This window comes from Micropruina sp. (genome assembly GCF_027492755.1).
Taxonomy (GTDB): Bacteria; Actinomycetota; Actinomycetes; order Propionibacteriales; family Propionibacteriaceae; genus Micropruina.
Genome location: NZ_JAPUED010000137.1, coordinates 1 through 10,128, shown reverse-complemented (window position 1 = coordinate 10,128; position 10,128 = coordinate 1). Strand labels below are relative to the sequence as shown.

The 10,128-nt window shown below is 67.3% G+C and carries 10 protein-coding genes; 4 read left to right on the top strand and 6 right to left on the bottom strand.

The genetic code is table 11. The features are described 5' to 3' along the window. A partial coding sequence (locus Q0066_RS10025) for a tryptophan-rich sensory protein (RefSeq protein WP_298132500.1) occupies nucleotides 1-212 on the top strand: 212 nt, incomplete at its 5' end. Between the two features lie 155 nt (nucleotides 213-367). Here the strand turns inward: Q0066_RS10025 and Q0066_RS10020 are convergent. From Q0066_RS10020 to Q0066_RS10005, 4 genes are read right to left on the bottom strand one after another with little or no spacing between them, the layout of a single operon-like run. Further along, a complete protein-coding gene (locus Q0066_RS10020; protein ID WP_298132498.1) occupies nucleotides 368-1,129 on the bottom strand; it encodes a response regulator transcription factor in 762 nt (253 codons plus the stop codon). Beyond that, on the bottom strand, nucleotides 1,129-1,725 hold the full coding sequence (locus tag Q0066_RS10015; RefSeq protein ID WP_298132497.1) for a hypothetical protein: 597 nt from the start codon (nucleotides 1,723-1,725) through the stop codon (nucleotides 1,129-1,131). Before Q0066_RS10015 ends, Q0066_RS10020 begins: the two co-directional genes overlap by 1 nt. Before the next feature lie 20 nt (nucleotides 1,726-1,745). After that, nucleotides 1,746-2,270, bottom strand: a complete 525-nt coding sequence (locus Q0066_RS10010; protein ID WP_298132496.1) for a pyruvoyl-dependent arginine decarboxylase — start codon at nucleotides 2,268-2,270, stop codon at nucleotides 1,746-1,748. 27 nt (nucleotides 2,271-2,297) lie between these two features. After that, nucleotides 2,298-4,034 (bottom strand): ATP-binding protein, encoded by a 1,737-nt coding sequence (locus Q0066_RS10005; protein ID WP_298132502.1) that lies wholly within the window; start codon nucleotides 4,032-4,034, stop codon nucleotides 2,298-2,300. Nucleotides 4,035-4,627: 593 nt separating this feature from the next. Here Q0066_RS10005 and Q0066_RS10000 point away from each other — a divergent pair. After that, nucleotides 4,628-5,014 (top strand): response regulator, encoded by a 387-nt coding sequence (locus Q0066_RS10000; protein WP_298132495.1) that lies wholly within the window; start codon nucleotides 4,628-4,630, stop codon nucleotides 5,012-5,014. After that, nucleotides 5,011-5,340, top strand: coding sequence for an Hpt domain-containing protein (locus Q0066_RS09995; RefSeq protein WP_298132494.1), 330 nt, complete (start codon nucleotides 5,011-5,013; stop codon nucleotides 5,338-5,340). Before Q0066_RS10000 ends, Q0066_RS09995 begins: the two co-directional genes overlap by 4 nt. A gap of 29 nt (nucleotides 5,341-5,369) precedes the next feature. Here Q0066_RS09995 and Q0066_RS09990 read toward each other — a convergent pair whose 3' ends face one another. Together Q0066_RS09990 and Q0066_RS09985 are read right to left on the bottom strand one after the other, a co-directional pair. Then, nucleotides 5,370-5,750: a hypothetical protein gene (locus Q0066_RS09990; RefSeq protein ID WP_298132493.1), complete on the bottom strand. Its 381-nt coding sequence runs from the start codon at nucleotides 5,748-5,750 to the stop codon at nucleotides 5,370-5,372. Between the two features lie 554 nt (nucleotides 5,751-6,304). Beyond that, complete coding sequence (locus Q0066_RS09985) at nucleotides 6,305-6,895, bottom strand: hypothetical protein (RefSeq protein WP_298132492.1); 591 nt, start codon at nucleotides 6,893-6,895, stop codon at nucleotides 6,305-6,307. Nucleotides 6,896-7,109: 214 nt separating this feature from the next. On the opposite strand from Q0066_RS09985, the gene Q0066_RS09980 reads away from it, so the two are divergent. Next, the coding region (locus Q0066_RS09980) for an SNF2-related protein (RefSeq protein ID WP_298132491.1) at nucleotides 7,110-10,128 on the top strand (3,019 nt) is incomplete at its 3' end.

Below are 10,128 nucleotides of genomic sequence, written 5' to 3'. Positions count from 1 at the left end.
CCGGCTGGTCCGGGTTGTTCTTCCGGGCCCACAACCTGCCCGTGGCGACCGCTGGCGCGGCAGCGCTCGCGGCGTCGTCGGCCAAGCTGGCCAGCCGTGCCGCGTCCGTCAGTTCCGGGGCTGCGCTGGGGCTTGGTGCCTACGCCGCCTGGTGTGCGTTCGCCACCGCGCTGTCGAACAAGCTTGCTGCGTTGAATCCTGAGGATGAGTAGCGTTTTCGGCCGGCGGTGAGGGGTCTCGACAAGCTCGACCAACGGTGAGCGGTGAGGGGTCTCGACAAGCTCGACCAGCGGTGAGGGGTCTCGACAAGCTCGACCAGCGGTTTCTAGGGTCTCGCCAAGCGTGACCAGCGGTGAGCGGTGAGGCGTCAGCGCTGAGCTTTGGCGAGCCGGTAACCCACTCCACGGACCGTCTCGATGAAGCGCGGGTTGGTCACCGAATCGGAGAGCTTGCGACGCAGGTTGGCGATGTGGCTCTCGATCGAGCGCCGGTCGGCCTCGACGACATAGCTGTTGATGTCGTTGCGCACGAAGGCGGCCAGCTCGTCCTTGCTGATCACCCGCCGGCTGCGTTGCATGACCGCCGACAGCAGGTCGAACTCGGTCCGGGTCAGCTCCACCGGTTGGCCGTCCAGCTCGACCAGCCGCATCTCGGGATGCATGCGCAGCCCGTTGTGCTCCAGCCAGTCGCCGTCACCGGCATCGACGTCGACGGACGGCGTCGTCACCCCGGGGATGTGGTGTTCGAGCTCGCGGCGGCGGATCATCGCCTCCACGCGTGCCCGCAGTTCGCGTGGTCGGAACGGCTTGGCGAGGTAGTCGTCGGCACCGGAGTTGAGGCCGGTCAGGGTGTCGATCTCGTCGCGCCGGGCGGACAGCATGACCACGTAGGTGGTCGAGAACTCGCGAATGCGGCGGACCACCTCGAAGCCGTCGATGCCGGGGAGGTTGACGTCCAACGTGGTCAGCGTCGGCTCGTGTTCGCGGATCAGCTCCAGGCCGGTGAGGCCGTCCTCTGCGGTGTAGGTGCGGAAGCCGGCCTGGGTGAGGACGACCGCCAGCAGATCGGCGATCTCGGGATCGTCCTCAATGATCACCGCATGTCGTTCGCCAGGCGTGCCATCGCTCATTACTGCTCCCTGCTCCCATTCCCCGTCGCGCGTGCGACGTAATAGGTCTGCACGTCGACCGCCTGTACTTCGAACTCGGCAACGCGGTTCAGCACGCGTTCTGCGGCCCGAGCGACCGATCGTTCGTGGTCATTGTATCGGCACATATCGACCGCATAGATTCCTTTGACCGCGGCGATTCTCTGACCTAAGCAGGTCATCATGCGGGCGAAGACGGGGTAGCGGCGCATATCCGGGCGGACCAGCGAGACACCGCTGTAGAAAATCGCCTTGCGATTCCATTCATCGGGATAGTGATACTGGTAATACTCGGGGCTGATCCACGGCATGGTCGACAGGTCGTCGGTCAGCGTGGTGAGGCCGGCGAGGCCGCCGTCGGCATCGAGAGCGATGTACTTCCAGATCCGCGGGTCCTCCACCTCGGCCATAAACTCCTCCGGGGTGAGCACCTGTCGCGCGGCGGCGAGCACGCGCAGCGGGCCGAAAGCCTCCTCGTAGACCGGCCAGAAGCTGTCCATCAGGTCCGGACGCGGGTGGCGGGTGCAGACGATGCTGAAGTCGCCGTAGTCCCAAGGGCCTTCCAACTGATCCTCCATAGTCTCCTCCACAAGGCCGTTCATGCCGCGCCCCAGCCGGCGGTCCGGTATGTGGCGACGACCACCGAGCAGGCCGGCTGGCCCGAGCAGCGCGCCGAACTGAGCACCATGTGCTCGAACGCGAAGCTGTCGCTGCGACCGTCGGCCATATCGGTCAGGCTGGCCATGATCATTGTCCGGACCTGTTCCTCGGCGTGGCCGGTGTGCTCGACGAAGAGACCGCGGCCCGAACCGTCCGTTGCTCGTGACCAGCCGATCCCCGACCACGCGTCATCGCCACGTTCTGTGGCGAAAGCCACCGCGTAGACGCAGTAGAGAGCGTCGCCGAACGTGCCGCGCAATTGATCGGCGGAATCGCATGTTTCGATGACCGTGCCCGGCGGAATGATCGAACTCAGCCGGATCAGATTGTGGTCGGCCACTCCGGCGTCGCGTAAGGCGCTATCGAAAGCCGCCATCGAGGTGCGGCCCTTGCCGCTGCCGGTAGAAACACGAATGGTGAGGACGTCCGTGGGCTTCGCCCAGTCGGAGCCGTGGATGATCAAGTCCGTGGTGCCTTTCTGTTGTGAGGGTCAAGGTCTGCCGGCTCCCGCAGACGACCGAACGGGCTCGGGGAGTTCCGACACCGGGGTAGGCGGTTCCGCAGGTAGCGAGAACCGGAACGTCGAGCCCCTGCCCAGGGTGCTCTCCGCCCAGATCCTCCCCCCCATCCGGTCTACCAGGCCGCGGCAGATCGCGAGGCCAAGACCGGTCCCGCCCTTCTCGCGAGTGTCGCTGGAGTCGACTTGACTGAACCGTCCGAAGATCGCCTCGAGCTTGTCCGGGGGGATGCCGCGGCCCGTGTCGCCCACCGCGAACTCGACCTCGTCGCCATGCTGCGCAGCCTCGACCACGACGCTGTCGCCGGGGTCGCTGAACCTGATGGCGTTGCCGATCAGATTAATCAGTACCTGCACCAGGCGGTCCCGGTCGGCCAGCACGCGGCCATCGCTGTGCACGGTGCCCAGGCTCAACTTGATCTGGGCGGCGTCGGCCATGCCGGAGGTGGCCAGGATGGCCTCCTGGCAGGGACCGGCCACATCGTGTGCGCGGATGGAGAGCGGCAGCATGCCGGTGTCGAGGCGTTCGATCTCGAGGATGTCGTTGACCAGTCGGCCGAGCCGGACACTGCCTGACGTGGCGATGTCGATCATCTTCGCGGCTTTCGGCGGGATCTCCCCGAGGGCGCCACCCGAGATCAGCCCGAGCGCGCCGCGGATGGAGGTCAGCGGCGTCCGCAACTCGTGGCTGACGAACGAGATGAACTCGTGCTTCATCCGGTCCATCTCACGGCGCTGGCTGACGTCGCGGAAAACCACCACGGCGCCACTGATCACCCCGCTGTCATCCTGCAGCGGGCTGGCGGTCGCCTCCACCATGATGGTGCTGCCGTCGCCGCGCACGTACACGTCGTCCTCGCCGGAGGCGGTCAAACCGAGCTTCGTCGCATCGGTGATGTAGCAGCCATCGACTGGGAAGGGTTCGCCGTCCTCTTGCGGGGCATGGAAGAGGTCGTGTGCGTTGGCGCCGATCAGCGCCTCCTCGGAACGTCCCAACAGGGTCGCTGTCGCGCTGTTCACCATGGTGATGCGGCCGCCCCGGTCGACGCCATAGATGCCGTCCGCCACCGAACTGAGGAGTAGTTCGCGTTGAGTGGTGATTTCGCGAAGCTCCTTCGTTCGTTCCAGGACGCGCACCTCCAAGGAACGCCGCAGCTGCTCGTTGTCCATCACTAGGACGATCTGCCGCGCCACGACCGTAAGGATCAGGAACGCCCACACGGAACGGGTGACCACCGTGTGCTCGCCGTTGTAGCCGACGACCATGTTTGCCGCCGCGGCCACTAGGAAGACCGCGAAGAAGACGATGGTGCTGCGCAACGAGGACGACTCGGGTGCTTCGGTGAGTTTGGAGTGACCCGAATCGGGGTACAGCGCGGCGAGTCCCGAGAACAGGTAGCCGCACAGCCAGCCCACATCCCACCAACTGCCCAGCGCCGAACTGCCGCGCGACATGTTGACCGCGTAGGCCATGTCTGAGATTGAGTAGAGCAGCAGCGCCGCACCCACCAGCATCAGGGCCATTCGGCTCTCAGCGCCGCTGCGCGCGATGAGCAGGATGGCGACCGTAGCCATCAGCAGGTCGAGCACTGGCAGCACAAGAATCTGCGCTTGACTGCCGAAGGAGCCGTCCTTGCCGGCCAGCAGTGTGGGAAAGATGGTGGCGCTGGCAATGAACATCACCGATCCGCCGACAACCAGGCCGTCCATGATCAACCGAGTGACATCGGTTCCGCGGCGCCGCAGCGGAGGAAATAGGGTCAGCCCCATCAGGCAGATCAGCAGCCCGATCAGCAGAATGGGATCGACCAGTTGGTCCCAGTTCACGTCGAACAGGCCGTGACTCGGCAACAAGCTGACCGCATTGGCGAGCACGGCCGCGCAGATGCCGACCGTAATCAACAGCCAGGCGCGCTTACGCCGGCCCTGGCTGGTGAGTGAGCGGTGCGCCGTGCAGCCCGCGGCACCGGAACCGAAGATCAACAGGAAGCTCGTGGTGATGGTGCCCCGGGTCTCTTGATTCGGGGCGATTTCGATCAGCACCAGGAACAAGATGCCGAGCAGCGCGCCGACGATGGCCACGACGGCAAAGGCGCGTGAGGGCATGGACTTCAACATGGAGGCGGCTCGCAACATGGGGGATGATGCTCACTGACGGGGGTCGGGCTGAAGTATAAGGCCGCCTTCGACCCATTGTCACAATGATGAATTAGGCACCACGCCAGGTGGTCGTCCGGATGGCTTCGCTGTGCGGATTCTTGGCGGTCCGCCACTACGATGAGCGCACCACGCGAGGAGTTGCCATGTCTATACCGGTCGATGCAGAACCCCGTCTTGTGCTGCTGGTCGACGACGACGACGATATCCGCCAGGTGGCGGCGGCAGCACTTGAATTGGTGGATGGATTTCGCGTCATCACCGCCAACGGCGGCCGGGCGGGCGTGAGCCAGGCACAACTCCATCATCCCGACGGGATCCTGATGGACGTGATGATGCCCGGCATGGACGGCTTGGAAACGGCCGAGCTGCTGAAGGGTGATCCGGCCACCGCCGACATTCCGGTGATTCTGTTGACCGCACGGGTGGACGGCGATGAGCCCGAGGAGAACGTTGCAGGGGTGATCGCCAAGCCGTTCGATCCGATGACCCTGGGCGCCCAGATGCGACGGTTGCTGGGGTGGGCGTCGTGACCTCACCGGAGGTGATGGCGGACGCTTACCGCGCCCTCGCGCAGCGGGCGTGGACCTCGAACCGGGCCCGAGCGGAACAGTTGATCGCGTGGCTGGGCGACTGGCGTAGTGCCGGCATGCTGGCGGCGGAGGGCCGCGAGCATGGCCGGGCGGTCGTACACAGCCTGCGCGGCTCGGCCGGAACCTTCGGGCATGAGGCCGCGGCGGATGCCGCCGAAGAGCTTGAGGAGCTGTTGATCGGCGACGCGCAGCCGCAACTAGACCTGGTCGCCGACCTGGTCGCTCAGATCGACTTCGCGCTCACCGAGCCGCCCGACCTGAGCTAAGGCCAGCGGACGATCGCGTGCCGTCAGCCCTACGAGAGCAACTCGCGCGTCACGCTTGCCGCACGCGCCAACTCGGCGAACAGCACCCCGACATCGGGCTGACGATGTCCCACGGCGAGACGCAAGGCGGCAGCTCGCAGGCTGAGTTCGTCGGCGCCGACCATGTGGCTGGACGTTTCCAGCGTGAGCAGCCGGGTGACCGCCTCGTCGGAGCGGCCTTCGCGGATCGTTCTGGCGATCTCGTGAATGCGCTGCTCCAGCAGCTCCAGGTAGTTCCGCCGGAACCGCTCCACGGCAGCGTCGTCATCCAGCTGATCGCGCAGATCGTCCAACGCGACGTTGGGGGATGAGACACCCGGGGCGTCGACGGGTTGCTTGCCGGCGTCCTCCCGGGCCGGCAAGCAACTCACGACGCACCCCCGTGCGGCTGAGAGGCGGCGCGACGGGGCTTGGTGGCGGCCCCCCGTCCACCGAAGGATGTGACTGTCACCCCCATGCCAGTCCCCTCCTTCGACCCTTCGCGTCCTGCCCCGGTAACCAGACGAGTCCCCGGGTGTGTGACCAATGCTGCGCGAGCTGTTTGCAGGCCATCTGGAGACAACCTCAAGATCGGCTCAAGATTGCTCAAGACTGGCTGGACATCGCCGGCCCGCGGCAGCGAAGAGGGGTTGGTGCCGAAATTGCGAACGGCCGGCCGATGTCGAATGACATCGGCCGGCGCGTCCAGTGCACCGGTGTCTGGCCGTCGCGGCGAAAGACCCTGTCCCTTGAGGCACCCCCACCAACAAGGAACGGCCTGCCAAGTGGCTGGCGGCGTCCGGTCGCTTACTCGCGTGGCTCCGAGCCCCCTAGTTCTCGGTGGTCCCGGTGCATGCAGGTACTTTGCCCAGCGATGCTCAGCGCATCCTTGAGGCAACCTCAAGGATTGCTCCAGATGTCCTGGAGATTTGGAGCGAACCGCCGCTCAGCGACGCCCGCGCGGCGTCCGGGCCAGGTAGGCGAGGCCGCGCGGGCTGATTTCGTAGCCCACCGGGTGGCTGATCGTCAGGCCCAGGTTCTTCAGTTTGCGGACGTCGATCTTGAACGGATCACGCTCGCGGCCCATCTCGGCGGCCAGGTCGGGTGCGCGGGTGTGCGGACGACGCTGGATCAGGGCGAGGGTGTCCATCGTCCACGGCCCGTGACTGCTGGCCCGGTCGAGCCGTTCCAGTTTGGCGTCGAGGGCGGCGACATCGGCGTCGCTGAGGGCATCGTCGCCCCGCAGCGCGATGCGGGGGTCTTCGCCGGCCCAGCCGAGGCGGATCCGGTAGGTCGGCCATCCGGGTTCGCCGGCCAGTCGCCTGCGCACCGAGTCGGCGTTCGGATGCCCAGCCTGGGCGGCGTCCGCGTCGGTGATCTCGGCCGGTTCGATGACCTCGACGGACTCGACCCGGACCACTCCGGCGGAGGTGCGGAACTCCGAGCCACTGCGCACATCGGGACGCCGCCAGCGCCGGAAGGCCAGCGTCAACGTACCCTCGCGCACACCCTGGGCGACCTTCGGCGGCAGCAACATCGGATCATTGTGGCCCGGACGGGCCGGCCGCGCGAGGCGTCCGGGAAGCATCGGTTTAGGGCTCGCGGGGTGTGTCGGTGCAAACTGGTTGACTGGACTCGACCCGGCGCCATGCCGACAACCGCGAAGGGAGGCCGCGCTCCGTGCATTCGTTGGCCCTCACCCGATCTCAGTGCCGCCGCCCGCTCGTGCTGTCGAAAGGGACGCGCACCGCATGACGGCACCGAAGTATCCGGCGTGGGTCCATCAGCTGAGCGAGCGTGACCTGACCGACCTGTTCGGCGCCAGCACGTTCAGCCGGGGCCAGAGCTACGCCGACCAGGGCCGGGTCGGCAATATCAACGTGGGTTCGAGCCAGACCGGCAGCGTGGTGCAGGCCCGGGTGCGCGGCTCGTCGTACCGGGTGTACCAGACCGTGGTGCGGCATGACGCGGTGACCGGTGAGATCAGCACGTCGTGCAGTTGCCCGGTGCACACGCGCTGCAAGCATGCTGCGGCGTTGGTGTGGCACATGCGGCTGGTCAATGTGCGCGCCCTGACCCCGGCCTGGCAACGGGCGTTGACCGAGGTGACGGCCGGTACCACCGCCGTCGGACGTGGCGAGCCGCTGGCCATGCAGGTGACCCGCACGTCCGGCTCGATCCAGCTGCGGCCGTTGCAGTGGGGGCGATCCGGGCGGTGGGTGAAGACGGGGGTCAGCTGGGACAACCTGCAATACCCCTGGTCGGGCTCGTATGTGGAGGCGCAGCGCGTCGCGATGGCCGGCCTGGGCCGCACCCGCGACCAGCGCTCGACCTCCAACTACTACTACTCGCGGCGCTCCGACGACCTCGACCTGAGCGAGCTCGGTTCGCCGGCCTGGTACTGGCTGCGTGAAGCGGTGGCCTCCGGCGTCGAACTGATTCCCGGACGCGACACCCCGCCGGTTCGGCTGGGCGAGCCGGCGCACCTGGTCAGCCGGTTGACCCGCACCGACGACGGCGTCCAGTTGCACACCATCGCGGTGACCGGCGACCTGGAGCGGGCCGTCCCGTACGCGAACCTGCTCGGCGACCCGCCGCACGGCTTCGCCATCGAGCACGATCACGAGTTGCTGCTGGTGCCGTTCGCCGAACCGCTCAGCAAGGGCCAGCAGGCCTTGTTGCTGCAGCACGCCCGGCTGGACATTCCGCAGACCGATCTGCCGGCCTTCGCCGCCCAGTTCCGCCCCGCGCTCGGACGGCTGGTGAAACTCGAGGTGGCCGATGACATCGAACTGCCCGAGACCATGCCGCCGCGGCTGGTGCTGGCGGTCGAGTTTCTGCCCGGCCACGTTGCGACCCTGGCGTGGGGGTTCCGCTATCGCGTCGGTGAGGCCGATTTCGACGTGGAGCTGGAGGCGTCCGGGGCGCAGCCGGTGCAGCGTGACCTCGAGATCGAGCACGAGTTGCTCGCCTCCTTGCCGGAAGGGCCGTGGCCGACGGTCGCCGCGGGTGCCGAGCGGCGTCCGGTGGAGCGCGCCACGGTGACCGGTGCGGGCACCGCCCAACTGGCCGAACTCGGGTTGCCGGCGCTGCGTGAAGCCGGCGTGCTGGTCGAGGTCACCGGCACGCCGGTCGAGTACCGGCTCGCCACCGACGCGCCCGAGGTGCAACTGGCGGTCAGCGACCCCGAGGAAGGGGCGGACTGGTTCAACCTCGACGTCCGGGTCAGTATCGAGGGCGAACCGGTCGAATACCGCGAGCTGTTCACCGCGCTGGCCACCGGGCAGACTCACCTGATCCTGCCGTCCGGCACCTGGTTCAGCCTGGAACGGCCCGAACTGGAACAGCTGCGGTCGCTGATCGCCGAAGCGCAGGAGTTGGCGCCCGACGGCGATCCGCAGCTGCGGCTGCGCACCGAGCATGCCGGGTTGTGGGAGGAACTGGTCACCCTCGGCGTGGTGGCTCAACAGTCCGCCGACTGGCAACGTTCGGTGTCGGCGCTGCTCAACCTCGACGAACTGCCCGAGATTGCGCCGCCGTCCGGGCTGCAGGCGACGCTGCGCCCCTACCAGGAGCACGGCTTCCGCTGGCTGCACTTCCTGCACACCGCCCGGCTCGGCGGAATCCTCGCCGACGACATGGGCCTGGGCAAGACGATGCAGGCGCTGGCGCTGACCTGCGCGTTGAAGGAATCCGGCGACCTGGACCGTCCGCTGCTGGTGGTCGCGCCGACCTCGGTGCTCGGCACGTGGGCGTCCGAAGCGGCCCGGTTCGCGCCTGGGCTCACTGTGCGAGTCGTGACCCAGACGGCGAAGAAGCGGGCCACCTCGATCGAGGAACTGGCCGACGGCGCCGACCTGGTCGTCACCTCGTACACGCTGCTGCGGCTCGACGAGGACGAATACACCGCGCAACGCTGGACGTCGGTGTTGCTCGACGAGGCGCAGTTCGTGAAGAACCGGCAGGCGCGCGGACACCAGTCGGTGCGCAAGCTCTCTGCGCGCACCAAATTCGCCATCACCGGCACGCCGCTGGAGAACAACCTGATGGACCTGTGGTCGCTGCTGTCGATCGTGGCGCCCGGACTGTTCGCCGACCCGAACCGGTTCTCCGAGCGATACCGCAAGCCGATCGAGTCCGGATCCGATCCCGAGGCGCTGGGCCGGCTGCACCGCCGCGTCCGGCCCCTGATGCTGCGGCGCACCAAAGAGACGGTGGCCGCGGAGCTGCCCGAGAAGCAGGAGCAGGTGTTGTCGATCGAGCTGTCGCCGGGGCATCGGCGGCTCTACGACCGGCAACTGGCGGCCGAACGCAAGAAGGTGCTGGGTCTGGTCGACGACATGACCCGCAACCGGATCACCATCCTGGCCGCGCTCACCACACTGCGGCAGCTGGCCCTGTCGCCGGCGCTGGTGATGCCGGGCCAGTCCGCGGTGTCGGCCAAGATCGACACGCTGCTCGAACTGGTCGGTGAGCTGGCCGCCGAGGGGCACCGGGCGCTGGTGTTCAGTCAGTTCACCGGCTACCTGGGGCTGGTGCGGAATCGGTTGGACGCCGAGGGCATCGGCTACGCCTACCTGGACGGCCGCACCCGTGACCGGGCGGCACGGATCCAGAAGTTCCGCGACGGCGACGACCCGGTGTTCCTGATCAGCCTGAAAGCCGGCGGCTTCGGGCTCACCCTCACCGAGGCGGACTACGTGTTCATCCTCGACCCGTGGTGGAACCCGGCCGCCGAGCTGCAGGCGATCGACCGCACCCACCGGATCG

Excerpts from the sequence above, each read along its gene's own strand:
- Q0066_RS10005 (WP_298132502.1), bottom strand. The coding sequence starts at position 4,034 with ATGGACGGCCTGGTTGTCGGCGGATCGGTGATGTTCATTGCCAGCGCC.
- Q0066_RS10000 (WP_298132495.1), top strand. The coding sequence starts at position 4,628 with ATGTCTATACCGGTCGATGCAGAACCCCGTCTTGTGCTGCTGGTCGAC.
- Q0066_RS09985 (WP_298132492.1), bottom strand. The coding sequence starts at position 6,895 with ATGTTGCTGCCGCCGAAGGTCGCCCAGGGTGTGCGCGAGGGTACGTTG.
- Q0066_RS10020 (WP_298132498.1), bottom strand. The coding sequence starts at position 1,129 with ATGAGCGATGGCACGCCTGGCGAACGACATGCGGTGATCATTGAGGAC.
- Q0066_RS10015 (WP_298132497.1), bottom strand. The coding sequence starts at position 1,725 with ATGGAGGATCAGTTGGAAGGCCCTTGGGACTACGGCGACTTCAGCATC.